Source organism: Pigmentiphaga litoralis, from assembly GCF_048632615.1.
Classification (GTDB): domain Bacteria; phylum Pseudomonadota; class Gammaproteobacteria; order Burkholderiales; family Burkholderiaceae_B; genus Pigmentiphaga; species Pigmentiphaga litoralis_B.
Map to the genome: position 1 here is coordinate 2646367 of NZ_CP184479.1, position 26069 is coordinate 2672435.

Genomic DNA, 26069 nt, shown 5'->3' on the forward strand with positions numbered 1-26069 from the left:
TGGTAAGATTGCTGCAGCATTGTGCCAACACATCGGCAGCAGTCTCGACGTTTAGGATGCGGCCTTCTTAATTGATCAAACTAATCCTGTCGGTCATCAGCTTTTATCATCTGCCTCTGTATCAATTATCTGGCTCCTATATCGCAAATCTTGACCGAAAACTTTTATCTGTTTGCAGCGCTTCCAGTCTCGGCAAGATCTATGAGGGCTTTACTTAATCTCGAATTCTGTTCGACAGAGAGATTAACTGACAAGTAGTCTATCGGTATTCCAAATTGAGTCCTCAGTCGCTCAAGATATCGTACGCTGACCTCGTCAATGGGATGTTCGCCTACGGCAAACAACTTCACCGGTTCGACCCCGCCGTCACGATAGCTGTACTCCAACAACTGCCCGATTGCCTCGCGAATTACTGCATGCGCTGTGGCGGCAACCTTTATTTCATAAATATTAAACCTGTCACCGCTGATCCTTGCTACCGCATCGACCCTACCGCCAGTCCCACTCTTATATTCAAATTCGTAGTTTCCCGCACCAAAATCGTTGTGCAGGATTTGGCTTAGTGCCTCCGCAAGCATGCCATGACGCAGTGCCATTGGCCGATCTTGAATGCTGGCTGACCGCATCGCGGCTAATTCTAACGGTTTAAACCCCGCCATATCTGGTAAATTGGTCTTTCCAATTTCCAACGCATTAACTTGTGCATATTGTGAGTCTAACTGCTCCCAGACATACCAAGGAAATGAGTTGCGGTCGAACAGGCTGGCAAATCGATACGATTGATCGAGGTATTTCACAAGGGCATTAGCTTGATGAGCCCAATTGCTAGAAGCAGGGGCAACGAATGACGTGTGGTTAGCGAACCATTTGACAACCGCGTTGTGTGCCACTTCCTTCACAGTGGTATGGTATCTGTCGGGGTGAATAGCTGCAAATGCGCGGTTGCGCAGTAGCGGAGCCCTATGTTCAAGTTGTTCTGAGGCAAACCAGCTTTGAAATAACGACTCAATGCGAAGGTGGTTTTCTGGGCTGCCGTCTTGATAGATCTCTTGAGTCAGATGTCTGAGCGACGATAAAAGTGAATTTATGGTTTTTCCTTTCAGTCGCGCATTAGCAGTCAGATTCGAAATACCATTGTTCTTGGTCCAAATTAGTTCATGGACTTCGGCAGATCGATTAGCTTTCAAGGCATCAGAAATTTTTCTTGTAGTATCGACAAATTGCTCAGGCCAGTTTTTGTTAACATGGTATGGGCGCTTTTGTACGTAGCCTTCTAAAAACCCAAGCGCTGTGCCATCCCAATTTGAAGGCATTGTTGACAATTTCGAGTCTGCTGTAGTGTGCATATTTGCTTTGATTGGTTAGGTACTTTGTTCGACGACGTCATGTGCAGCAGAATAGAGCGACAACTTATTTTAGTGCCGCTGCAACTTGCGTTATTGAGGTAATCACTCTTTATATCTCAGCTCCGCGTTGCCGCGCGACGTACACCGCCTGGGTCTTGTTGGTCACCCCTAGCCGCTGATACAGCGACGATGCATGCGTCTTGGCCGTCGCCACCGATATCTCCATCCGCCGGGCCACGGTCTTGATCGGGTCGCCCTTGGCCAGCAGCGACAGGACTTCGAATTGGCGCGGCGTGACGTCCAACGCGTCGGCCTGGTCCGCGATGGACTGCAATTGAGCACTTTCAGGAGAACCGGCCTCGACCGGCCAGCGGGTGTCATGAAAGACCGAACCCATGCCACCCCCCGCACCCGACCTTGACCGCCGCACCGGCCCACCATCATTCAGCACCCTTTTCAGGCACCGTGGAAAGCACTCCCCACCCGCATCGATCATCATGATCGCCGCCTTGATCTCGGCGGGGGTGGCGTTCTTGGCGACGCAGCCGGCAATGGTGTCGTTGGCGTGCGCGTCGCGCAGCAGGTCGTGCGTGACGGTGTCGGGAAGGAGCAGGACGCGGCGGGGGGCGATCTCTTGCTGCGCGTGGTGCAGGTGGGGCCAATCGTGGGTCCCATCGCCCGACATGCCGTAGATCATGATGTCGGGGGCACTGCCCGCCAGGGCGGCCCGTTCGGGGTCGTGGGGGCCGCAGGACTGCAGGAACGCGTCGTCGTTCAGCGGCTGCAAGACGCCGGCCATGCCCAGGCGGATCAGGGGCTGTGCTTCGATGAGGATCAGTTTGGCCATGGGGCTCCAGAGTGGATTGGCTGCGGACACGGGCCTGGCGTCAAGCCGGGTGTCGTTGGCGGATGCAACCATTCTGGAGTGGCATTCGGACATTTCGCGGACGAATGATGAGCGATCGAATGAACGCCCAAGACGTGGGGAAATTGCGACGGCGTCGACCGACTGCGCCTGAGGTGGCAGCGCGATCAGCTACTCAAAAAGATAGAGCGAGAAGGTAGCTTTTCTTGTAGCCGCAAATCACGAACACCCGCCGCTCGCTAAGTGGCTAAACCGTCAGGAAGGGCCTACCCTACGCGTCGAGCACCGCGGTCAACGCGTCCGCCGCAGCAGGTGTCATGACAAGCGCCGCGGCCATCGTTGCGCGCGTCAGGCCGACGAATAGCTTGCGGCGGTCAGTGGTGGTCACGCTTGAAAAGTCCACGTCGGTCAGGATGACGACGGGGGACGAGCAGCCCTTGAAGCGGTAGATGCTGTCGCAGGAGATGGCGTCGTCGTTCACCGGCGTGCCGGGTTGGTGCAAGGGATAGCTGCCCAAGGACTCGCTCTGGAACAACGCCGACCTGGCAAGGCCGACGTAGCTCAGCACCACGATGTCGTTGCGGCTGTAGCCGTCGGCCAGGTAGCGGTCGATGCAGTTGACGACGGCAACTTCTTTTTCGGAGGGCGTGGCGCACGCGATGAAGTCGGGCGTGTCCCCTAGGTAGGGGCTGACGCCAACCACCGTGTGGTCCGCCAGGCCAAAGGCGTTGATGGTGTCGACGACGGCGCGGGGGCTGCGGAAGTTGTCGGTGCAGGTCAGGCGGGTGGCGTCGGGCAGCGCGATGGGTTGGGTGCGGTACAGGCGCTGGTCGGTGTCTTCCAGCACGTGGGTCGTGCCGCTGACACGGATCAGGCGGCGCAGGCAGGTGATCCATTCGGGGTGGAAGTCCTGGCCTTCGTCGATGACAAGGACATCGTACAGAGCCGTGAAGGTTGATGCGTCGGCCACGTACCGTTCGGCGTTGCGGTTGAATTCGTCTTGCGAGTCTAGCTCGGTGCCGACGGCGCCGATGCCTGCGCAATAGGTGCGCGCCAACTCGTGGAAGGTGGCAACCATCGCACTCGCAGGCGCGAGGCGGCGGACTTCGTTCGATAGCGGCCGGTTGAAGCAAACGTAGAGGGCCTGGCGTCCGGCTGCGGCGGCGTCTTCGAGCAGGCGCAGTGCCAGTTGCGTCTTGCCCGATCCCGCGGTGGCCTGAATCCAGAACAGTCCATTCGGTGTGTACAGCCGCGGCACCCAGGTGGCCAGGCCGCTGGCCAATCGATGACTGGCCTGGGCCAACTGGTTGCGAAAAACACCCAATGATCGCGCGACCTTGAACTCGTTCAACAGGAAGCTGCGGACGTGGTCGGCGCGTTCGGTGGGGAAACCTGCGGGCATGAGGACGGCAATATGCCGGTGCAGGTCGTCGATCTGGTCGGCGTCGATGATGCGTTCACGCGGCAACGCAGCAGATCCCTGCCCTACCATTCGATGGTCGGGCAGCACCAGAAGCTGCCTGACGTGGGTGCCCAGATCTGCTTGCTTGAGACGCCCGCGCAGCGCGGTGTAGTGCTTGCGGCACTGGGCGGCAATGTCTTTGCGGGCGGTGGGATAGCGCTTGTACAGGGAGTCGTCCGCCTCTTCGACCTGGCCTGCCTTGACCTCCAGGATCAACAGATCGCCTCCGGCGTTCATGACGATGATGTCGATCTCGCCGCGCGTTTCGTGGCCCGCATGGACGGACACCCAGTCGATGCTGTGGAATATGCTGTAGTCATTGCTCAGTGCCAGTTCCAGGCGCTCGAGTACGTCGAGTTCCCGGCGCAGCCCGCCGTCTGCACGGGCGCGGGGGTCGGACGAGGTATCGCTGGGAAACATGCGCGCCATGGGAAAGCACCTGAAGAGCAAAGAGGGTTGATCAAGCAATCGAAAGGATCCAACCGGCGCAAACCGTCAGCACATTGCTGATCAGCGGTATCGCTCCGCCAGCATCAGCGCTTCGTCCCGAAACCGTTTGCGTATCCAGTCCGGCGCGATGACTTCGACCGACGACGCGTGGCTGTGCAGCAGCTGCCACAGCATGACCGACGGCTTGACCTTGGCCCGCAGCAGGAAGCCGCCGTCGGCATCTTCGGCAAGCTGGTCTTCGCACAGGCGGAATTCACGCAGGGGATGGCGGCGCGGCTTGCCGTCGGTACGTAGGGGCTCGCACACGAACAGCTGGATCTCGATGTCGTCGTCGGACCCGAAGTTGAGTGCTTCTTCGTTCATCACATAATCGTGCAGGTCGAAGGTCGGGTCGGGTTCGCCGGCTTGTTCGGATATCCGGACATTCGACAGTCGGTCCATGCGGAATAGGAAACGCTGCCCGGGCCGCCGGCTGCCCCACGCCACGAGGTACAGCACCCCCGCCCGGTCCACCAGAGCCAGCGGCGTCATGGTGTAGGTGCGGGCGCTGGGTTGCTCTTCACCAAACGGGCGATTCGAGAAGACAAGCTGGCGGTCGTAGAACAGGGCTTCGGTGACAGCCTTGTAGACACCGGGATCGACCTTGGGCAGCACGACAGGCTGACTGCCGTCGATGCGCAGGGTCTTGCGCGACCAAGCCTGCCCTCGCTCGCTATCGGGCGAACCGGAATGGCTCGCTAGATACCGGTCGGCGATATGGAATGTCTTTTCCAGGTCTTCCCATACCACCCCGGGAAGGTGGTGGGCGGCCACGCGGCGCACCGCATTGATTGCCATGGCGACGTTGACCGTCATATTGCTGATCTCGGCCTGCGGGCGCGAGATGGTGCGGTACCACTTGGTGGACCGTGTGCTGCCGACCGAGCCGAATGCGTCGGTCATGTCCAGGAGCGCCCGGCGAATATGGCGATCCGACGGCACTTCGGCCATATGCATCGCCAGCCGCCGGGTGATCTCACTCATCGACATGCCGCTGGCATTGGTCGACTCATCGTCGACCAAAGGCAATATGGTGAGCAGCTTGTCGCGCAATATCGAGGCTTTGGCCATGGGTCAAAAAGAGCGCAGCAGGTTCAGTAAGTATTCGTTACATGAATGCTAGCTCAAACTGGCATTTTCTTAAACCGCTAAGTCCCCCAAAAACCTTCTCCACTACGCGCCCAAGTCACCTGGCTTTAACTGCTGCAGCATCGACGCATGCCGTTCCTTCATTTCTTCTTTCGGTATGGTCAGCGCGCGGTGCACGTCCCCCCAGTGGCGTGACCGCCCTCACCTGCGCACCCCGGAAACGCTATCAAGGTACCGCGCTCGCAATTCCGGTTGGTATACCGGATCGGCGTGTAATCGATGTCCCCAAACAGGCCATCAATCCGCCCGGCTTCGCCTTCCAGGTCATGGCCACCGGGGTATGGCCGATGCGCACTTCATGGCATATAACTGGAGATGCTGCCGTTGCCAGAGCTTCCGTGCTGGCCATCACATTGGAATGCAACGGCGCCCTGAACCTGCTTGAGCCCATGCAAGGAGCTCGCAATGATCACCGTCACCGCCATGAAATGGGCGCCGCCATTCGCGGCGGGCCAAGTACGCGACCACCGCGTCCGTTGGATCCTGAACGAGGTCGGCTGGCCCTACACCGTCCGGCTGGTCGACGCGCCGACGATGAAATCGCAAAGCTACAAGACCAGCCTGCAACCATTCGGGCAGTTGCCCGTCCTGGAAGAGGACAACCGGCCGCCCATGTTCGAGAGCGGCGCTATCGTCCTGGACGTCGCCATGCGGGCGAAACGGTGTATCGGTGGGGAAGGAACCGCCGAGCGGGCCGCTGCGCTGCAATGGGTGGCCGCCGGGCTGAATTCGATCGAGCCCTTCCTGTTCAATGTCGCCGAAGTCGAATATTTCATGAAGGACGAAGCGGCAAAAGCTGCCAGGCGGCCGGACGTGGTCGCGCGGGCCAAAGAGCGGCTTGCCGCACTGGAGCGAGCGCGCCAGGGGCGCGACTATTTCGTGGGGGATGACTTTACGGTGGCTGATCTCATGCTTGCGTCAATCCTGAAAATCGCCGCAAGGCTTGATTTACTGGAGGAGCTTCCAGACCTTGCGGACTGGCATCGGCGCATTCTGGCCCGGCCGGCACATATCAAGGCGGAGCAGGATCAGATTGCTGAAATTTCCCGCCATGCGCCTGCTGACATGCGGTACGACGCGCTTCCGGACTAGCCGTACTTCAAACCCCCAAATCCCCCAAGAACCTCCTCCACCACGCCCCCAGATCGTTCGTCTTCAACTGCTGCAGCATCGACGCGTGCCGCTCCTTTCTTTCCTCGCGCGGCATGGTCAACGCACGGTGCATCGCTTCCGCCATCCCCAGCGTGTCATACGGATTGACCAGCAAGGCCCCATCGAACTCCGCCGCCGCCCCGGCAAACCGCGACAGCACCAGCACCCCGGGATCATCCCGATGCTGAGCCGCGACATATTCCTTGGCTACCAAATTCATCCCATCCCGCAACGGCGTAACCGCCCCTACCTGCGCACCCCGGAAAAACGCCATCAGGGTGCTGCGTTCGTAGTTGCGGTTGATATACCGAATTGGGGTGTAATCGATATCCCCAAAGCGGCCATTGATGCGCCCGGCTTCGCCTTCCAGGTCATGCCGAATTTTCTGGTACGTCTTGATGTCCGACCGGGACAGCGGCGCGATTTGCACCATCGATAGTGCACTGCGGTGCGAGGGTTGTATCTCCATCAGCTTTTCAAACGCACGGAAGCGTTCGAACTGCCCCTTGGAATAATCCAGCCGGTCGACGCTGATGATCAGTTTGCGATCCAGCAGGCTTTGGCGCAGCCGGCGCAGGTGCCTGCGGCTGGCCGCGGTGTGGGCCTGGTCTTCGATTTCATCCGGGTAGACGCTGATGGGGTAGACGCCGGACCGGACGACGCGGTCTTCCATCTGCAGGTTGTCTTCGTCCAGTTTGCGCGCGCCGGACTCGCGGGTCAGGCAGTCGACGAAGGCCTGGCGGTCGCTGGGGGTCTGGAAGCCGACAAGGTCGTAGTGGCTGAGGGCGCGCAGCAATTCCGACGACGGCGGGATGCAGGTCAGGATGGGCTGGGTGGGAAAGGGAATGTGGAGAAAGAAGCCGATTTTGTTCTTGACGCCCATGGCGCGCAGGGCGGCGGCCATGGGGATGAGGTGGTAGTCGTGCACCCAGATGGTGTCGTCGGGTTTGAGCAGGGGGAAGAGCTTTTCGGCCAGCCAGAGGTTGGCGCGTTGGTAGCCTTCGTATTCGTCGCGGTGATAGCGGATCAGGTCGCTGCGGTAGTGGAAGGCGGGCCACAGCACATTGTTGGAGAAGCCCAGGTAATACTGTTCGTAGTCTTTGCGGCTGAGGCCGATGGTGGCCAGGGTGATGTTGCCGTGCTCGGTCACCTGGACCTGTTCTGGCGCATGCGGAGAGGTTTCGCCGTTCCAGCCGAACCAGAGTCCGCCGGCTTTGCCGAGGACGTCGCCGATGCCGACGGCCAGGCCGCCGGTGGACGCTTTGCCTGGGGTGATGGATGCCACCCGATTCGAAACGATGACCAGACGGCCCATGGTGTTGCTCCTTTTTTAGTGGGCTGACGGCGCGTGTGCGGCGAGGTCGGCTAACCAGTGATGAACCGCGGCGACGTCCGGCAGGCGGCACGGGGCGATGGTGGGGCCTTCGCCGACTTTTACCGCAAGGCCGTCCAGCCGGCGCAGGGTGGCGAATCCTTTTTCGTCGGTCAGGTCGTCGCCCAGGAAGACAGCGCGTCGTCCGGCAAACGGGGCTTCTTGCATGAAGGCGGCAATAGCGCTGCCTTTGTCGAGGCCGCGCGGTTTGATTTCGACCACCATCTTGCCGGGCTGCACCGTGAAGGACCGGCGGCGCGGCGCGATCAGGGTGATCGCCAGCCTGCGCACGGCGTCGGCGTGTTGGGGAGCCAGGCGGTAATGGATGGCGATGCCGATGCCTTTGTCTTCAAGGAGCAATCCCGGGTTGGCATTCACGAAGGCTTGCGCAGCATGGCGCATGGTGGCGACTTCATCGCGATCGACATGGAAGCGGCGGACGGTGCCGTCCAGGCTGCGTCGTTCGGCGCCGTGCAGCCCTGCGGCGGGCAGCTGCAGGGGCGCAAGGTAGTGGTCGATTTCGGCGATGGGACGTCCCGAGACGAGCGCCAAGGCGCCCCCGGTTCGTGCAGCAAGATTGCGCAACGAATGGCGCACGGGGTCGGGCAGGTGGACGAGGTCTGGGCGCGGTGCGAGATCGACTAGGGTGCCGTCAAAATCGAGAAATAGCGCCAGACCGTCAATGGAAGTAGGCAGTTGGTGCATGCTTGCGATTATGCGCGCACGAACGTAAGGAAGGTTTAAGGCTCGGTAACAGACTGCTTGGAAAACGCAGCCGCTCGACGGCGTGTTGAGCCAGCTCAGGCATTCCCTGTCACGCGATGGCTTGCCGGCTGGCACAACTAGCCAACCGGGTTTTGATACATCGGCTGCCCAATAAAAAGGACCGGCAAAGGCATTGCTGCCTGTGCCGGCCTGGAGCGAGCCGAGCTAGAAGTCAGGGAAATGACACGCCATCGATGGTGGCGCTGACCCCCTACTCTCTGAATCCGAAGTCGAATACCGCATACCCGCCGTGCCGATGGAAGTGGTGCATGGACGGGTGCTGTTCCTTGACGAAGTCCGGATATTGCACCGCGCCGCTTTCTTCCCGATACGTGGTCGGGGTCAGTTCGACGATGCGGTTCAAGGACAGGCCTTTGCCGTAGTGGCAGAAGCCCTGGTATTGCGCGGTGCGGACGATGTCGCCGTTTTCGGTGATGATGATGCCGCCGTTGCGAGCCTTGTCCGGATCGCAGACGATCGGGTTCAGGGCATGCGGCGTCCAGTCGGTCGACGTGGGCGAGTCCGCGTAGAACGCGAACAGTTCGTCGCTGTGGCTGCTGTTGTTGGTACGGTCAATATTGGTCAGCATCCACCAGCGCTTGTCGTGCGGGAACAGGATGGTGTCGACCGCCGAGATGTCGCTCATCAAGGTCGTCGCCAGTTCCCACTTCAACGGGAATTCGGTACAGCGCCACAGTTCGATCGTGCGGTTGCCGCAGGTCTCGGGCAGCATGTACAGCTCGCCTTCATGTTCGAACAGGAAGGGGAAGGACAGGTGGTAGGGCAGGTCCAGCACGACGCCCAGGAATTCGAATTGTCCGTCTTTGCAGACAGCTGCCGATATCTTGCCTCGCCCTTCTGCGAATGCGTAGTCTTCAAAGAAGATGTACGGCTGGCCTTGATGGGTATAGACGAAGGGGTCGGCAAAGAAGCGGCCCTTGGGCGGACGCAGCGTGGCCGGGATCGCGCCAGTAGGCGTGCCGTTGGTCAGCGCGACGCGCCACACGACATCTTTCTTCTGGTAGCGGCGCATCAGCATGCCGGCCATGACCGACGATTGACGCGTGACGTAGCTGGCGATCTGCCAGCCTGGCTTGAGCGCCTGTTTGGTGCGCTTGGACAGGGCATGCGGCGCGGGCACACGTGATACGCGGGCCTGCGCGGCGGGGGCGGTGTCGAGTTCGGCCAGCACGTCGAGCAGGGCAAGATTGCCAAGGCTCAATGCGCGCGCCTTGTTCTTCAGCCAATAGAATTCGGTATTGAAGCTGCGCGACACGACCCGTTCGTCGCTGCCGGCATCCGCGCCCAGGCGCACGATCGACAGGGTGGAATGATCGCGGGCGCCGCGCACTTCCCAGAAGCCCGCGTGACGGTCGGTGGCCAGCGACAGGTCGGAGTGCTGGATGGTCCACGCGCCAAGGCGCGCCATGGTGATGATGTCGCCCCGCACGATGGGCATGCCCAGCACGAGCACCAGGTCGAATTCCCCCGATGACCGCAGCTGCCGTGTATCGTCGGTCGTCCACTCGCGGGGGGACGTCGCCGACTGGGTGACGACCAGACCACGCACTCGGGCATTGGGAACCTGCGGACGCATGTCTTCGCGATGGAACAGCTGCACTTCGGCTGCGTTCAACAGATGCGATTCCGCGCGTTGCAGTGCGCCCAGCGCCAGGTCGGACAGCTTGTCCGACAGGGTGTTCTTGGGCAGTTCATTGATCTGATACTCGGCCAGTATCAAGGTCAAACTTTCAGTGTCCGGATCTTCGGACAATCGGACAGCCAGATCGCGGATCCAGCCCGGTTGGTCGATGCGGTCGATAAGCAGACCGATCCGACGTTTCCGTGTACCTGTTGTGTGCATGACGCCCCCTTGAAGGCTTACACCTGTCTTTGCGCAGGGTTGCAGTGGTTCGGGCCCGGCATGTGGAGATGTCGGCAAGTGGGGTCATGCTGCGCCCGGAACCCCTGTGAAGCCAGCGTGCGATCGGGCTAGGGCGAACGTCGGTGCAATCCCACGGATCGCTTAGCGGATGGCTACGGATCAGTCGTTTTGGACGAGCGCCGTTTGGGTTGGGGGTTGGGATGAAATACGCAATAGAGGCGGCTGAATCTAAACTGAATATGCACGCCGCGTACACCCGAAGTCCAGCACTGACGCGGTTTTCGCGCTCAGCGGTGGATAGTCTTAAAAGTTGGGGGGGTTGTTCGCGAGGTGGAACGAGAGGCTGGGCTGGCCGCCCGAAGGTGGACGGCCAGCAGGACGAGCAATTATTTGATTTTTGCGGGGTCCTTGACCGCTTCGATCTTGTCGAACGGCACGTTGTACAACGCGCCGTTGACCCGTTCGACCTTGCTGATATAGATGTTCTGAACGATCTCGCGCGTGGCGCCATCGAGCATGACCGGACCGCGCGGGCTGTCCCACTTCAGGTTCTTCATGGCGGCCAGCAGTGCGTCGCCTTTCGCATCCCCCTTGGTGGCCGCCAGCGCGGCGTAGATGACGTGCATGCCGTCATAGCCGCCCACGCTGTGGAAGTTCGGACGCAGGCCGTTGTTGGCCTTGCCGAAGGCTTCGACGTAGGTCTTGTTGGCGGGCGTGTTCAACGCGGCCGTGTAGTTCATGGACGTCACGACGCCCATCGCGGCATTGCCCATGTCGTTCAACAGATCGTCATCGGTCACGTCGCCGGTGCCGATCAGCTTGATGCCGGCCTTGTCCAGACCGCGCTCGGTGAACTGCTTCATGAACGCGGCGCCGACGCCTGACGGTACGAATACAAAGACGGCATCGGGCTTGGCGTCCCGCACGCGTTGCAGGAACGGTGCGAAGTCCGGGTTGCGCACGGGCACGCGGATTTCTTCGGCAATCGTTCCGCCACCCGCCGTGAACACCTTCTTGAAGGAGTCCTGTGCGTCGATGCCTGGACCATAGTCGGACACCAGCGTCACGACCTTCTTGATGCCGTTCTTGGGCGCCCATTGCGCGATGCCGAGCGTGGCTTGCGGCAAGGTGAATCCGGTGCGCACGATGTACGGCGACTGCTCGGTGATCATGGCGGTCGCGGCAGCCATCACGACCATCGGCACCTTGGCCTGGGTCGCGATCGGCGCGGTGGACAGCGCAAGCGGCGTCAGGCCGAAGCCGGCCAGCACATTCACTTTGTCATTGACGACCAGTTCCTGCGCCATGCGCTTGGTGGTGTCGGCGACGCTGGCATCGTCGCGCACGATCAGTTCGATCTTCTTGCCGGCCACGGTCGACCCGTGCTGCGCCATGTACAGGCGGGCGGCGGCCTGGATCTGCCGGCCGGTGGACGCGAAGGGACCGGTCATGGGCAGGATCAAGCCGATCTTGACGACTTCCTGGGCCTGGGCATAGGCCGGCAGGCCGGCGGCGCCCATCACGGTAATGGCCGCGGCGAGTTTGAGCAGATTGCGTTTGTTATTCATGAGGTCTCCGTAAAACAGGTGGGGGAGCCGGGCGCGCGCTACGGCATCGCACGTCGCGGCAGGCGCAGCAAATCGCCTGAGCAGGCTCTGGCGGAATCGTAGCGGGTTTCCGGGGGAATCCCCAGAATGTAAACCCCAATATGAGGGGGATTTCCCGTGGGAGGCCGTAGCGGGGTCGCCGTCTGCGGTGACTGGCGGTGGCGGGCGCTTGCCAGCGAACAGGCCCCTGTTGCGATCGCTTGCGGCTGCCTTGTGCCGTAATGGCTATGATGGAAGCGCCTGAGCCGTGTCGACTTCCGGCCGCGCCTTTCAATGGATACCTTATGACCTCATCCCAAGACAACGTCAGCATGGCGGTGTTCTGCGACTTCGAAAACGTCGCCCTCGGCGTGCGGGACGCCCAATACGAAAAGTTCGACATCAAGCTGGTGCTCGAACGCCTGCTGCTCAAGGGCAGCATTGTCGTCAAGAAAGCCTATTGCGACTGGGAACGCTACAAGAACTTCAAGGCGACCATGCACGAGGCCAATTTCGAGCTGATCGAAATTCCCCACGTGCGCCAGTCCGGCAAGAACTCGGCCGACATCCGCCTCGTGGTGGACGCGCTGGACCTTTGCTACACCAAGTCGCATGTCGACACCTTCGTCATCGTCAGCGGCGATTCGGACTTTTCGCCGCTGGTGTCCAAGCTGCGCGAGAACGCCAAGAAGGTGATCGGGGTGGGCGTGAAGCAATCCACGTCGGATCTGCTGATCGCCAATTGCGATGAATTCATCTTTTATGACGACCTGGTCCGCGAGATCCAGCGTGCCGCGGCCAAGCGCGAGACGCGGGCCGTGCAGGCCGCGCCGGCTCGCCGCACCCGCGACGACGAGCCCGCCAGGAAACGCCGCGACGATGCCAATACGCGCCGCACGACGGCGGTCGAGATCGTGGCCGAGACGTTCGAAGCGCTGGTGGCCGAGCGTGGCGACAGCGGCAAGATCTGGGCGTCGGTGCTGAAAGAAGCGATCAAGCGCCGCAAGCCGGATTTCAACGAGTCCTATTACGGCTTCCGGGCCTTCGGCAACCTGCTGGACGAAGCGCAATCGCGCGGCCTGCTGGAAGTCGGCCGGGACGACAAGTCCGGCACCTTCGTGTATCGCGGCAATGGTGTGGGGGCGTCGGCCAGCGGGGCGTTGATGGAGGCGCCGTCGCAGGGTGAATTGCAGGGTGCGCGAGGTGGGCAGGGTGGTCAGGGCGCGCAGGTCGCGTCCGACGAGTCGCCGGCCCGGGGCGAATCCCGCCGTCGTGGCCGCGGCAGCCGCCGCAATGAGCGTCGCGATGACAGCGATACGCCGGGCCTGTTCGAAGACGGCGGCGATGCCATGGCCGCGAACTTCGTGTCGCATGACTTGACCGAGCCCGTGGTGGACAAGCCCGTGGGGTCCGGTCATCCGTTACCCGACGTGCGCTTCGATGCCGAGGCGTTGAAAGCGGCCGCGCGGTCGCGGGATGACGCCGACGACGGGTTCATGGATGACCCGTTCGAGGATCGCCGACATGCACGCGGCGGGGATGCCCGATCGGAGCCGGTGCAGTCGGATTACCGGTTTGCTGACGACGACGATGAGCTGGATGGCGGCGAAGCGGATCGAACGCCGATGCCTGGGGAGCCAGGTAACCGGACACCTTCGGGGGATGCCGGTGCCGATGACGGCGGCATGGAGGGTGCAGGGCGTGATGACGCAGGGACCGACGATTCACGATCCGACACTGCAAGAACCCATGCTGCATCGGCCGGCGATGCGTTGACTGGCGATGACTTGACCGGCAATGGCTTGACAGGCGATGCCATGACCGGCGACGCCCTGGCCGGCGACGCAGGCATGGCCATCGCTGCCGCCACGCCGTCCGGCAATCGCCGCCCGCCACGCGGCCGCCGCAAGGCGGGTGCTGCGGGACGATCGACCGCCGATCAGACACTGTTCGATGCCGCTGCGCCCGAGGCCTCGGGTGCAACGGACGCGCCCGCGTTTTCCCAGGCGGATGCCGACGTGTCGGGGGCGCGGCGGGACTGCGCCTGGGCATGGATGAGTCGCCCGCACCCGTGGGCCGCCGTCCGGGCCGCACTGCGCAGCGGCGGCGGAACGATGCCGGGACGACGCCGTCGTCGGATGCATCGTCGACGCCGGGAATGCCTGAGTCGGCGGATAGCGTGGCGGGTGCGGCTTCTGTCGCGGCGCCTGAAGGGAATGGTGGCGCCGCAGGCGGCACCCTGGGCAGCGCTACGGCAATCGCCGCTGGCGCGACGGATAGTGCCGATAACCCGGGTGACACCGCTGCGCCGGCCAAACGCGCCGCCAAGTCCGCGCGCAAATCGCCTCGCCCGGTCCCGGCGCGCAGCCGCCTGCCCCGCAAACCCAAGGAGGGCTGACCCCGGCCTGTCCGTGTGTGTTGAACGGCGGCGTCCGGCTACCCGGCCATCACGGTCGCCAGCCTCTTTGCGGCATCCGGCTCACCCAGCCTGACGCCGTCCACGGCGGCCAGCAGGGCATACAGCCGGGCGTCGGCCCGTGCCGCTTCGGGTGCGGACCAGAACAGCGGTGCCACGGCGGGCCCACCGCCCCGGCCGGCCGGATCAGGCCACACCGGCGCCAGGGCGTCGCCTGCTGTCAACCGCGCCGGACCTGGCACCGCAGCGCCGCCGGTAATGATGCCGCGCGTCAGCGGACCGGGGGCCGCAGGGTAGACATAACGCACACCATGCGTCAGGAATTCGATCAACGCCGGGCGGACCGCCAGCGGAATGTCCGTACGCACATCCCGCCGGGCCAAGCCATTGGCAAAGCTGCGCTGCAAGGCCAGCGCGACTTCGGACTTGCTGATGCCGGTGGCCTGGGCCAGCGCCCTAACACTGTGCAGGGCGATCAGGGCGGGGTCGGTCCAGTCGTCCCGTTCAGGCGTCTGGAGGCTGACGAGTTTGAGCAGCAGCAGGATGTCTTGGGGTTTCATGCGAAGGAAGACGAGGTACGTGGCGGATACGACTGCCACTGCGGAACGCCCATTGAGGCTCAGCACAAGGCATTTGGGCCGACGGCGTCCTGAAGTCAAGGACAGGCCCGCCAGTGTAGCCGTCACGTAACGGCCGCGCCCGCCGTCTCAGACGCGCCACGCCTCACGGCGCCCCACCCCTCAAGCATCCACGACCACCTGGAACCCGCCGTAGATCATCCGCTTGCCATCGAACGGCATAGGTTCCACGTCCGACTGCAGCCGGGGGTCGTTCATCACCTTGTCCATGCCGACGTCCCTCACGTCCTTGGACGGCCAGACGATCCACGCAAACACGACCGTCTCGTCGTCGCCCCGCTTCACTGCCATCGGGAACGAGGTCAGCTTGCCTTCGGGCACGTCGTCGCCCCAGCACTCCACCACCTGCAGCGCGCCGAAGTCCTTGAAGACTTCGGCGGCCCGTGTGGCGTGGGCAATGTATTTGTCGCGATTGGCGTTGGGTACGGCGGCTACGAATCCATCGATGTAGTTCATGACGTCTCCTGGGTGTGAAAAGGCGCCGGCGGCAAAGGCCCCGGCATCCATGACGCGTTGCGTCTGTCCACCCTGTCGACGATCGGGATTCCGTCAGATCGACAGGTCAGGTCCCCTTGTCACAACAAAATCGGCCACCGCTGCCCGTCACGCCCGAAGCTTGCGGGCCAGATCCGCCAGGCGATACGGCTTGTTGATGAACGCAAACTGGTCGAGGTCGTGGAAGTCGCTCTTCAGTGCCGGCAGGGGATAGCCGGACGCCAGCACCACTTTGACGCCGGGCGCGATCTCCGACGTCAGCCGTGCCAGCTCGATGCCGCTCATGCCCTGCGGCATGACCACGTCGGTGAACAGGATGTCGATGTCATTGCGCCGCCGCAGCAGTTCCAGCGCGTCGGGGCCGTTGCTGGCGGTGATCACCGCATAGCCGATGCTGCGCAGCAGTTCCGCCGCGGCATCCATGACGTCGGGTTCGTCGTCCACCAGCAGCACCGTTTCGACGCCGCTGTCGACGCCCGCCTCGCTATCGGCCGCGGTGTCCGTGGCAATGGCGGGCAGATAGGCGGTGACGGTGGTGCCCAGGCCGGGCCGGGTTTCCAGGACGATCTCGCCGCCCGACTGCGCAAAAGCCGTACACCTGGCTCAAGCCCAGGCCGGTCCCCTTCCCCACGGGTTTGGTGGTGAAGAAGGGTTCGAAGGCGCGGGCTGCCACCTCGGGCGGCATGCCCGCGCCGGTGTCGCGCACCGATACCTTGACGTAAGGACCCGCCGGCAGACGGCCAACCGCATGCTCCGCCAGATCGACATCGGCTGTCGAGACGATCAGTTCGCCGCCCTCGGGCATGGCGTCGCGCGAGTTCACGACCAGGTTCAGCAGCGCCGCTTCGAAGCGCGCGGCGTCGACACGCACGGGGCGCAGTTGCGGCGCCAGGTCCAGATCGAAGCGTACGGATGAGCTGCCGGCGCGTTGCAGGACGGATTCGAAGCCCTGGATGACGGCGTTCAAATCGTGGGTGTCGACCTTCAGCGGCTGCTGGCGCGCAAACGACAGCAGCTGTTGCGTCAGCGTGGCGCCGCGGTCCACGGCGCGGCGCATGGCGTCCAGGATGCGCACGTCGGCGTGTTCATGCAGCCGGGTGGCCAGCACTTCCAGGCTGTTCGACACAACCGACAGCAGGTTGTTGAAGTCATGCGCGATGCCGCCGGTCAGCTGGCCGATGGCTTCCATTTTCTGCGCCTGGAACAGGGCGGTATTGGCGCGCTCCAACGCCTCGGCCGCCAGCTTGCGTTCAGTCACGTCGCGCGTCACTTTCGCAAAGCCGACCAGCTCGCCCTCTTCGCGAATGGCATCGACCACCACGTGCGCCCAGAAGCGTGTGCCGTTCCTGCGTACTCGCCAGCCTTCCTGCTCATAGCGGCCTTCGCGCGCCGCCAGCGCCAGGCTGCGGCCCGGCACGCCATCGTTGCGATCGGCCTCGGCGTAAAAGCACGAAAAATGCATGCCGATGGCTTCGGTCGAACTGTAGCCCTTGATGCGTTCGGCGCCCTGATTCCAATTCGTCACCACGCCTTCGGGCGAGAGCATGTAGATCGCGTAATCGGTCACGCCCTGCACCAGGCGGCGGAACTGGTCTTCGCTTTTGCGCAGCGCGTCCTGCGCCGCCTTGCGATCGGTGATGTCGCGCGTGATCTTGCCGTAGCCGATCAGCACGCCCTGATCGTTGCGGATCGCATCTATCACCACGCTGGTCCAGAAGCGCGTGCCGTCGCGGCGGACACGCCAGCCTTCGGATTCGAAGCGGCCTGTTTCGCGCGCGATGGTCAGCGCCCGGGCAGGCAGTCCGCTGGCCCGGTCTTCGTCGGTATAGAACACCGAAAAATGCTGGCCAATGATCTGCTGCGGCAGATAGCCCTTGAAGCGTTGGGCGCCCAGGTTCCAGCTGCTGACGTAACCATCGGGATCGAGGATGTAGATGGCGTAGTCGGTCACGCCTTCGACAAGAAGGCGGATACGTTCGGACTCCGCGAGATCGCGCAAGGTCTGGGGAGGCGGGCTCGTCATCGGAAAATCGGTTCCATCAGGGGAAGACATGTGGTGCACCCGGGCTAAGAAGGCGTCCTGGCCGCCCGATAATCTCACAGATTTCTTACGCAGTAACCAAAGCCGGCACGGCCATGAGGGGCTTTACGCGGTCTTCAAGGATCCAACCCGCGGCCTTCTCGGCGATCATCAAGGTAGGCGAATTGGTATTGCCGCTGACGATGCTCGGCATGACGCTTGCATCGACCACACGCAGTCCCGCGACCACGCCTCCTCGGCCATCCCGCACGCGCAGGCGCGCATCCACGACGGCGTGGGTGTCATCCACACGGCCCATGCGGCACGTACCCACCGGATGGAAGATGGTCGTGGCGATGTCGCCTGCCAGCTTGGCCAGCGCCTCGTCCGACTGGTACTGCACGCCCGGTTTGAATTCTTCGGGCAGGTAGGGCGCCAGCGCCGGCTGCGCAACGATGCGCCGCGTCACCCGCAAGGAATCCGCCGCAACCTTGCGATCTTCCGATGTGCTGAGATAGTTGGGCGCAATGGCCGGTGCATCACTTGCGCGCGGACTGCGCAACATGACCGTGCCACGGCTGGTCGGGTTCAGGTTGCACACGCTGGCGGTAAAGGCGTCGAAGCGGTGCAGCGGTTCGCCAAACGCGTCCAGGCTGAGCGGCTGTACGTGGAACTCCAGATTGGGATGGCGCTGGTCGGGCGAACTGCGGGTAAATGCGCCAAGCTGACTCGGCGCCATGCTCATCGGACCGGTACGGTGCAGCGAATACTCCAGCCCGATACGCGCCTTGCCCCACCAGGTCGATGCCAGCGTATTCAGCGTGCGGGTGTTGCGCAGCGTGAATACCGCGCGGATCTGCAAGTGGTCCTGCAGGTTGGACCCGACACCCGGCAGGTCGTGGCGCGGCGTGACACCCTGCCGTGCCAGCAACGCTGCCGGACCCAACCCCGACAACTGCAGCAGATGCGGCGACCCGATGCTGCCGGCCGACAGCACGACTTCATGCCGGGCGGTCACGTCGATCCGGCGCCCATCGCGCACCACGGTCGCGCCGCTGCAGCGGGGCTGCCATCGGCCTGCGCCGTCATCGTCAGGCCTTGTACATGGGTGCGCGTCCACAGCGTGAAGTTGCGGCGCTGCATGCAGATGGGTCTCAGGAACGCCTTGGCCGTGTTCCATCGCCAGCCATTCTTCTGGTTGACTTCGAAGTAGCCCACCCCTTCGTTGTCGCCCAGGTTGAAGTCGTCGGAAGCGGGAATGCCCGCCTGTTCGGCGGCCTTGGCAAAGGCATCCAGGATGTCCCACCGCAGGCGCTGTTTTTCGATGCGCCATTCGCCGCCCGCTCCATGCATGGCGTTCGCGCCGCGGTAGTGGTCTTCATGCTTCTTGAAGGCGGGCAGCACGTGTTCCCACTTCCAGGTGTCGTCACCGGTGGCATCGGCCCACCCGTCGTAATCGCGGGCCTGGCCGCGCATGTAGATCATGCCGTTGATGCTGGAGCATCCTCCCAAGGTCTTGCCGCGCGGGTAACGCAGGCTGCGGCCGTTCAGGCCGGCATCGGGTTCGGTCGCGTAGAGCCAGTCGGTGCGCGGATTGCCGATGCAGTACAGGTAGCCCACCGGAATGTGGATCCAGTGATAGCTGTCATTGGACCCCGCTTCGATCAGCAACACGCGGCAATCCGGGTCTGCGCTCAGCCGGTTCGCCAGCAGGCACCCGGCCGACCCCGCGCCGATGATGATGTAGTCGAACGCTGTGGAGTCGGTCATGAGCACTCGCCGAAGGGGAAAGAGGGATCCTGGCGACGATATCAGTAGCTGAGTGGCGAAGTTGCCGGTCTAGGGTATGCCCCAGGCCAATTCCGTCCTACTCGGGATCGGGGAAACCACGTATCGCCAGCGAGCGGCTTGCGCTACGGTTAGCCCTTTTCCTGGTTGGCGACCCGCTGTCATGCTGGATCTGAACGAATTCGTCACCTTCGCGGCGGTTGCCGATCTGGGCAGCTTTTCGCGCGCCGCGGCCAAGCTGGATCTGTCCAAGGCGTTGGTCAGCAAACACATTGCGGACCTGGAACGCACCTTGGGCGTGAAGCTGGTGAACCGCACCACACGCCGCGTCGGCCTGACGGCGGCCGGCGAAATCTTTCACCGCCGGTGTCACGAACTGATCGCGCATGCCAATGGCGCGCGGCATGAACTCGAACAGTTCCGCGATGCACCCGGGGGCACGGTCAAGGTCAGTGCATCGATGTCGTTCGGGCGCCTGCATCTGGTACCGGCCATTGCGCGTTTCCTGAAGCGCTACCCGAACGTGTCGATCGAACTCGAGCTGAGCGAAAAGTTTGCCGATCTGGTCAGCGGCAACACCGATGTCGTGGTGCGGCAGGCCGAAGAACCCAGGCTGCTGTCCTTCGTGGCGCGGCGCCTGCTGCCGCTGCGGCAGGTGGTGTGCGCCACGCCTGCGTATCTGGAGCGGCACGGCCGGCCTGCGTCACCCGACGACCTGACCCGCCACAATTGCATCGTGCGGACCGCCAACAGCAAAGGGGAATGGATCTTTGAGGGTCCGTCGGGAGCGCGGATGGTCCGTGTGACAGGCAATCTGCGCGCGAACAATGCCGATGCGGTATTGCAGGCCGTGCTGCAGGATCTGGGCATCGGCGCCATGCCGTCCATGGTGGCGGGTGACCTGTTGCGTGAAGGCCGGCTGGAGCGCCTGCTGCCGGATCATGCCCTGCCCGACCTGGTGTTGTACGCAGCCTACCTGCCCAACCCCACCATGGCCACGTGCGTGCACACCTTCGTGGATTTTCTGGGCAGTGCGTTCGGGCACCCGCCGTATTGGGATGAAGGGCTGGGCCTGTGGCCGGACGCCACGCATCCAACCACAAGGGCGGACAGCGCGACCTAGATGTTTTTCGAGATGCCGCGGACGGTTTCCAAGCGGCTCTGCTCGATCGACGACAGCTTGTCGCGCACGTCGCGAATGACGTCCTGCATGGCCTTCATCATGTCGTTGGCGTCCTGCTGCTGCTGTCCGCCCACCTTCGCAGCGGCTTCCATTTCGGCGCGTTTGGCGTCGTGTTCGGCGGCGTGAGACTGCAATCCCGCGCCGGCGATGGAACCGGCCCCGCTGATGATGCCCGACGCGCCCGCATGCAAGTTGTCCTGTCCCTGGGAGGAATGGATAAATTGCCCTTTGGCTCCAAGGGTGTCGTGGGGCGCTTCCATCCCGGCGCCTTTCGAGCCCATCGCCGTCAGGGCAGACGCACCCGCGCCGATGTGCATGCTGCCGGCGACCACCGATGCAACACTTCCGACGATCGCTGCCTGGAACCGTTCCTCGGCCCCCGCCCGGATGTCCTGGGCCGCGTTCTTGAGCGCATCGACCTGGGCGGACATCTCCGAGGTGCGGACCTCGCGTGCCGCATTGCGCGTTTCCTGCGCCATCTCCTGGTACAGCTTCATGGCGCTGTAGATGTCGGCGGTAGGGTCGCTGAGCTTGCTTGAAGGAAGCGCCCCAGCGCCCCCCACCACGTTGGACAGGTCGTCGTCATTCAGGGGGATCGGGGCATCGGGCATGGCGGTCTCGGTGAGGTGGGCGATCGGTGCCCGATTCTTTCCTGCGCGGCCTGTGCTGTCAATGGCGGCGCGGGATGAGGCCTTGCTTGTTGGTTGCGGGCGTCAACTTCGTGAACACACTGTTCACCGGAAGCCGTTGCTGATGTCATCCACTTTGCCCACACTGTGTCGCATCCGCGGCGCGACCTGGACACCAGGCACAAGACCGCGGACCGGAATACACGCCGACGCATCGGCGGTCTGGAGACACGCATGGTCATGCAACGCCTGATGGCAGCGATCGCTGCCGTGCTGTGGGTAGCCGCCGCTCCGGCGGTGGCGCAGACGGACAAGGTCTGGCCCGACAAGCCGATCAATCTGGTGGTGGGCTTCACGCCGGGCGGGCCGAGCGACGTGCTGGCGCGGCTGGTGGGCAAGAAGATGGGCGATGCCCTGGGGCAGACCGTGGTGGTGGTGAGCCGGCCGGGGGCGGGTGGCAATATCGCCGCGGCGGCAGTGGCCAAGAGCCCGCTCGATGGCTATACCTGGCTGTTCGGCAACAACTCGATCCTGTCGACCAATGCGGCGCTGTACAAGACGCTGCCGTTCGATCCGGACAAGGACTTCGACGCCGTCGGACTGGTGGCGGTGCAACCCAGCATTCTGGTTGTGAACAGCAACGTTCCGGCCAAGTCCGTGCAGGAGCTGGTTGCGCTGATCAAGGCCAGACCGGGCGAGCTGAATTACGCGTCCTCGGGCGCGGGGCCGCGGCGCACCTGGTGGGGCAATGGTTCAAGACGTCGGCGGGGCTGACGCTGGAGCATGTGCCGTACAAGGGCGCGCAGCCGGCATTGACGGACCTGATTGCCGGGCAGGTGCAGATGATGTTCGCGACGTCGGCATCCGCCCTGCCCTACATCAACCAGGGGCGGCTGCGCGCGCTGGCCGTAACGGGGCCGAAGCGCATGAACGAGTTGCCGCAGGTGCCGACCATGGTCGAGGCAGGCATGCCGCAGTTCGTGGCGGAAAGCTGGCATGGCATCGTGGTGCCGGCCGGCACGCCGCCGGCCATCATCCAGCGGATGAACCAGGTCATGGTGAGCGCGCTCAACAGCCCGGATGTGCAGGCGCAGTTCCGGGAACTGGGCGTGGACGCCGCGCCGGGCACGCCAGAGTCGTTTGCGTCATTCATCCGGTCCGAGACGCCCAAGTGGACGCGGCTGGTGCAGGATTCGGGCGCGTTCGTGGAATGAGGGTAAAAACGGTGCATGATCTGAGCCGGACATCTCCCCGCGATTGCCTGCCCTGGACCTCCTGCCCATGCCTACGCCCAAGCCTCAATCCATGTCGAACCAAACGCCCTCTTCCGACCCGATCCAACAAAGCGCGCCCCTGTGCGCTGCACCCGATCCGTCGCCACGCCCGCCTGCCTTCGTCGTGCCCGCCGGCAGCTGTGACTGCCACGCCCACATCTGCGGTCCGGCCGATCGCTACGCCTATTCGCCCGACCGCATCTACACCCCGCCCGACGCGCTGCTGCCCGCCTACCGTTCGATGCTCAGTGTGCTGGGCATCACCCGCGCGGTGCTGGTGCAGCCCAGCGTATACGGCAGCGACAACACGGTGCTGATGGCCGCCTTGAAAGCGGGCGGCGACGCGTTTCGCGGCGTGGCGGTGATCGATGAGTCGATGGATGCCAGCGCGCTGCAGGCTTTGCATGCGGCCGGCGTGCGCGGCGTGCGCGTCAACATCGTGGACCGCAAGACCGGCAAGGGCGAACTGCCGATGGACGAAGTGCGCGCCCTGGCGGACCGTATTGCGCCGCTGGGCTGGCACCTGGAACTGCTGATGCATGTCGATGCCTTCCCGGATCTGGCAACGTCCTTGGGCGATCTGCCCGTGCAACTGGTGTTCGGTCACCTGGGCTATATGGCGCCGGGCGCGGCGTCCGACACGCCCGCGTTTCAGGGCTTGCTGGACTTGATGTCGCGGGGCCGCGCGTGGGTCAAGCTGACCGGGCCCTACCGCATTTCGACCACCGCAATGCCGCATGCCGATATCCACCCGCTGGCGGGTGCCCTGCTTGAAGCGGCGCCCGACCGGGTCGTGTGGGGCAGCGATTGGCCGCACGTGATGGTCAAGCGCGACATGCCCAATGACGGCGACTTGCTGGACCTGTTGCAGACGTGGGCGCCCGATGCGGCTCTGCGGCGCCGCGTGCTCGTCGACAACCCCGCCGTGCTCTACGACTTTCCGCCGCTGCCCTGAGGGCGGCGCCCCGTTTCGTTCGCCCAAGCTTTCCAGGAGTCCACCGTGTCCGCCCACCCGCCGCTTACGCAGAACATCAACCGCCTGTCGCGCCTCGAGCTGCCTGGCGCGGGCCAGGTGACCGTGCAGGGTCACCATGCCTACGTGGGTCACATCCCGAACAAGGCCGGGCTGGGCACCAGCATCCTGGACGTGTCGGACCCGCGCAACCCCCGCATCATCAGCCAGATCATGCTGGACGATCCGGAATCGCACACGCACAAGGCACGCGTGGTGGGCGACATCATGATCGTGAACAACGAACGCAACATGACGCTGATCGGGCGCAAGGCAGATGAATTGCCGGGGCTGCGGATCAAGTTGCGCGAACGCTTTGGCCGTGACGCGACGCACGCCGAACTGGCCGACGCGCTGAACGTGCGCGAAGCCGACATTCCCGCGGTCGAGGCTGCCGAAAAGCAGCCGTACGACCGCGGCGGCTTCAAGATCTATGACGTGTCGGACAAGACGCGCCCTCGCCTGCTGTGTCACCAGAAGACGGGCGGGATCGGCGTCCACCGTTTCGACATGGACGAAAACTATGCGTATATCTCTACGGAAATGGCCGGCTATATCGGCAACATCCTGGTGATCTATGACATTCGCAATCCGTCCAGGCCGCAAGAGGTGTCGCGGTGGTGGATTCCGGGCCAGCATCTGGCGGGGGCGAAACGCCCACGTGGAACGGGCGCCGCACCCGGCTGCACCATGCGCTGCGGTATGGCGACGAACTGTGGGCGGGACTGTGGCACGGCGGGGTCGGAATCATCGACATCCGCGACATCCGCAAGCCGACCACCCTGGGCTTGTACAACTATCATCCGCCCTTCCCCGAGCCGTCGCACACCTTCATGCCGCTGGAGCAGCCGATAGGCGGGCGACGCATTGCGCTGGCGATCGACGAGGAAGACCATGCGCACGATGCCGAAGAACTCGACCGGCGCAAGGGCCGGCCGCATGGGTGCCTGTGGGTCATGGATGTGACCGACCCGTCCAACATCAAGGCGCTGTCGAGCTATGAGGTCAGCGAACTGGATTCTCCGTGGAGCCGCGCGACGCCCGGACGGTTCGGCGCGCATCAGTTCCAGGAGCAGCGCCGCGGCACGATGGTGTATTGCGCGTGGTTCGCGGGCGGCTTGCGGGTGGTGGACGTGGCCGATCCGATGTCACCCCGCGAGGTGGGCTACTTCATTCCCGACCCGGCCGAAGGTCGCGCCGCGCCGCAGACCAACGACGTGTTCGTTGATGATGACAACCGGATCTATATGGTGGACCGGTATGCGGGATTCGACATTCTTGAGCATGCTCGATGATTCAGGCGGAGACCGGCGGCGGCGACGCCGCCTTTGCTGCCAGCCCGCCGCGTAGCGATGCGCCCCGCCGGTGCCCGCCCTGGCGGTCCTTTCCAAGCCGGTGTTGCTTACGCGGGCGTGAACACCTCGTCGGGCATCACCGCCGGCACGAAGGCATCGCAGAAGAAGGCATCGCGCGGCAGGCCGCGTTCGTCCACGAAGGCCTGCCGTGCGGCCTGGATCATGGCGGGTGACCCGCAGGCATAGACCTCGTGTCCGGCCAGGCTGGCGTGGTCGTCCAGCACGGCCTGGTGGACGAAACCGGTGCGGCAGCCGGCAAGGGCCGAGGCGGCGTCGCCCGCGGTTTCTCCATCGGCGGCGTCCCCACTCGGCACAGCACCTTCCGACAGCACCGGCACGAAGCTGAACCACGGATACTTCTGCGCCCACTTGGCGGGCAGGTCCGCCAGGTACACATCGGCCGCCTTGCGTGCGCCCCAGTACAGCGTCATGGGCCGTGTGGTCTTGCGCTTGATGGCGTCTTCGACAATCGACTTGACCGGCGCGAAACCCGTGCCGCTGGCCAGCAGAATCATGGGCTTGTCGGTGGCGTCGCGCACCGTGAAGTCACCAAACGGCAAGGTAACGTCCAGCAGGTGGCCCACCTGCATCTCGCCCGCCAGATGCGCGGTAAAGCGCCCGCCCGCAACATGGCGGATGTGCAGCTCGACCCCGTCGTTCTGCTGCGGCGGGTTGGCCATCGAATAGTGCCGCACGGTGCCGTCTTCGAGCCGGGCGTGCAGGTACTGGCCCGCCTTGAAGCGCACCTTGGTGCCGGCCGGAAAGCGCAGGTTCACGATCGTGACGTCGGGCGCGGCCCGGGTCAGCTTGTGCACCTTGGCCTTGATCGACTTGGTCGCGTCGGGGTTGCGCTTTTCGATGTCGCGCACCGCAAGAGTCAGGTCAGAGCAGGCCTGTGCCTGGCAGAGCAGTACGTGTCCTTCCCTGCGTTCCTCATCGCCCAGCACCCCCACCCCGCTTCCGCCTCGGACCTCGCCAGCAATGACCTTGCCGCGGCAACTGCCGCAGATGCCGCTGCGACAGGAATACGGGATGTCGTAGCCGGCGGCCAGGGCGTTGTCGAGCACCGACCGGTTTTCATCGGCGGCAAAGGCAATGTCGTGGTCAGCGATCTGGATGGTATGTGCCATGAAAGTCTCAAAGATAAAGGCCGCGGGCCGGCCAGAGCAGATGGCCGTCACAGACTGC

19 protein-coding genes and 4 pseudogenes are annotated in these 26069 nt (G+C 63.5%); 7 read left to right on the plus strand and 16 right to left on the minus strand.

The genetic code is table 11. The features are described from left to right. Positions 1-164 precede the first annotated feature (164 nt). The 5 genes and pseudogenes from ACNANG_RS11845 to ACNANG_RS11865 form a co-directional block, all read right to left on the minus strand. On the minus strand, positions 165-1346 hold the full coding sequence (locus ACNANG_RS11845) for a hypothetical protein (RefSeq protein WP_420227327.1): 1182 nt from the start codon (positions 1344-1346) through the stop codon (positions 165-167). 109 nt (positions 1347-1455) lie between these two features. Then, positions 1456-2193, minus strand: a complete 738-nt coding sequence (locus tag ACNANG_RS11850) for a response regulator transcription factor (RefSeq protein WP_420227328.1) — start codon at positions 2191-2193, stop codon at positions 1456-1458. A 289-nt stretch (positions 2194-2482) separates the two neighbouring features. After that, on the minus strand, positions 2483-4102 hold the full coding sequence (locus ACNANG_RS11855; RefSeq protein WP_420227329.1) for an ATP-binding domain-containing protein: 1620 nt from the start codon (positions 4100-4102) through the stop codon (positions 2483-2485). Between the two features lie 81 nt (positions 4103-4183). After that, complete coding sequence (locus tag ACNANG_RS11860; protein ID WP_420227330.1) at positions 4184-5233, minus strand: helix-turn-helix transcriptional regulator; 1050 nt, start codon at positions 5231-5233, stop codon at positions 4184-4186. Positions 5234-5435: 202 nt separating this feature from the next. Then, positions 5436-5574 (minus strand): annotated as a pseudogene (locus tag ACNANG_RS11865) (alpha,alpha-trehalose-phosphate synthase); the annotation flags it as partial. A 142-nt stretch (positions 5575-5716) separates the two neighbouring features. On the opposite strand from ACNANG_RS11865, the gene ACNANG_RS11870 reads away from it, so the two are divergent. Beyond that, a complete protein-coding gene (locus ACNANG_RS11870) occupies positions 5717-6403 on the plus strand; it encodes a glutathione S-transferase family protein (RefSeq protein WP_420227331.1) in 687 nt (228 codons plus the stop codon). A 7-nt stretch (positions 6404-6410) separates the two neighbouring features. Here ACNANG_RS11870 and otsA read toward each other — a convergent pair whose 3' ends face one another. From otsA to ACNANG_RS11890, 4 genes are all read right to left on the minus strand, one after another. Continuing rightward, positions 6411-7778 (minus strand): alpha,alpha-trehalose-phosphate synthase (UDP-forming), encoded by a 1368-nt coding sequence (gene otsA, locus ACNANG_RS11875; protein WP_420227332.1) that lies wholly within the window; start codon positions 7776-7778, stop codon positions 6411-6413. Positions 7779-7793: 15 nt separating this feature from the next. Continuing rightward, positions 7794-8675: a trehalose-phosphatase gene (otsB, locus tag ACNANG_RS11880; protein ID WP_420227333.1), complete on the minus strand. Its 882-nt coding sequence runs from the start codon at positions 8673-8675 to the stop codon at positions 7794-7796. A gap of 136 nt (positions 8676-8811) precedes the next feature. Then, on the minus strand, positions 8812-10347 hold the full coding sequence (locus tag ACNANG_RS11885) for a glucosamine inositolphosphorylceramide transferase family protein (protein ID WP_420227334.1): 1536 nt from the start codon (positions 10345-10347) through the stop codon (positions 8812-8814). A 524-nt stretch (positions 10348-10871) separates the two neighbouring features. Then, positions 10872-12053 carry an ABC transporter substrate-binding protein gene (locus ACNANG_RS11890; RefSeq protein ID WP_420227335.1) on the minus strand — a complete coding sequence of 394 codons (1182 nt, stop codon included), beginning with the start codon at positions 12051-12053 and terminating at the stop codon, positions 10872-10874. A gap of 323 nt (positions 12054-12376) precedes the next feature. On the opposite strand from ACNANG_RS11890, the pseudogene ACNANG_RS11895 reads away from it, so the two are divergent. Further along, positions 12377-13199: pseudogene (locus tag ACNANG_RS11895) on the plus strand (NYN domain-containing protein); the annotation flags it as partial. A 1308-nt stretch (positions 13200-14507) separates the two neighbouring features. On the opposite strand, the gene ACNANG_RS11900 reads toward ACNANG_RS11895, so the two are convergent. From ACNANG_RS11900 to ACNANG_RS11920, 5 genes and pseudogenes are all read right to left on the minus strand, one after another. After that, on the minus strand, positions 14508-15047 hold the full coding sequence (locus ACNANG_RS11900; RefSeq protein WP_420227336.1) for a hypothetical protein: 540 nt from the start codon (positions 15045-15047) through the stop codon (positions 14508-14510). A gap of 180 nt (positions 15048-15227) precedes the next feature. Beyond that, a complete protein-coding gene (locus tag ACNANG_RS11905; protein WP_420227337.1) occupies positions 15228-15581 on the minus strand; it encodes a DUF1428 domain-containing protein in 354 nt (117 codons plus the stop codon). A gap of 147 nt (positions 15582-15728) precedes the next feature. Next, the gene (locus ACNANG_RS11910) at positions 15729-16064 is read right to left on the minus strand and encodes a response regulator (RefSeq protein WP_420227338.1); all 336 of its coding nucleotides are present in this window, start codon (positions 16062-16064) and stop codon (positions 15729-15731) included. Between the two features lie 40 nt (positions 16065-16104). After that, entirely contained in the window at positions 16105-17643 is a 1539-nt protein-coding gene (locus ACNANG_RS11915; protein ID WP_420227339.1) for a PAS domain S-box protein, read from the minus strand. Between the two features lie 85 nt (positions 17644-17728). Further along, positions 17729-19410, minus strand: a pseudogene (locus tag ACNANG_RS11920) (GMC family oxidoreductase). 181 nt (positions 19411-19591) lie between these two features. On the opposite strand from ACNANG_RS11920, the gene ACNANG_RS11925 reads away from it, so the two are divergent. After that, entirely contained in the window at positions 19592-20551 is a 960-nt protein-coding gene (locus tag ACNANG_RS11925; RefSeq protein WP_420227340.1) for a LysR family transcriptional regulator, read from the plus strand. Here the strand turns inward: ACNANG_RS11925 and sctB are convergent. Continuing rightward, positions 20548-21222, minus strand: a complete 675-nt coding sequence (sctB, locus tag ACNANG_RS11930; protein WP_420227341.1) for a type III secretion system translocon subunit SctB — start codon at positions 21220-21222, stop codon at positions 20548-20550. The two genes, ACNANG_RS11925 and sctB, sit on opposite strands and share 4 nt — an antisense overlap. Positions 21223-21642: 420 nt before the next feature. Here sctB and ACNANG_RS11935 point away from each other — a divergent pair. The 4 genes and pseudogenes from ACNANG_RS11935 (at position 21643) to ACNANG_RS11950 (ending at position 24821) form a co-directional block, all read left to right on the plus strand. Beyond that, positions 21643-22454: pseudogene (locus ACNANG_RS11935) on the plus strand (Bug family tripartite tricarboxylate transporter substrate binding protein). Between the two features lie 91 nt (positions 22455-22545). Continuing rightward, on the plus strand, positions 22546-23469 hold the full coding sequence (locus ACNANG_RS11940; RefSeq protein ID WP_420227342.1) for an amidohydrolase family protein: 924 nt from the start codon (positions 22546-22548) through the stop codon (positions 23467-23469). A gap of 45 nt (positions 23470-23514) precedes the next feature. Then, positions 23515-24381: an LVIVD repeat-containing protein gene (locus tag ACNANG_RS11945; RefSeq protein WP_420227343.1), complete on the plus strand. Its 867-nt coding sequence runs from the start codon at positions 23515-23517 to the stop codon at positions 24379-24381. After that, entirely contained in the window at positions 24360-24821 is a 462-nt protein-coding gene (locus ACNANG_RS11950; protein WP_420227344.1) for an LVIVD repeat-containing protein, read from the plus strand. The genes ACNANG_RS11945 and ACNANG_RS11950 overlap by 22 nt, the downstream gene beginning before the upstream one ends. A gap of 107 nt (positions 24822-24928) precedes the next feature. On the opposite strand, the gene ACNANG_RS11955 is transcribed toward ACNANG_RS11950, so the two are convergent. Next, positions 24929-26011 carry a 2Fe-2S iron-sulfur cluster-binding protein gene (locus ACNANG_RS11955; RefSeq protein ID WP_420227345.1) on the minus strand — a complete coding sequence of 361 codons (1083 nt, stop codon included), beginning with the start codon at positions 26009-26011 and terminating at the stop codon, positions 24929-24931. Positions 26012-26069: the final 58 nt, after the last annotated feature.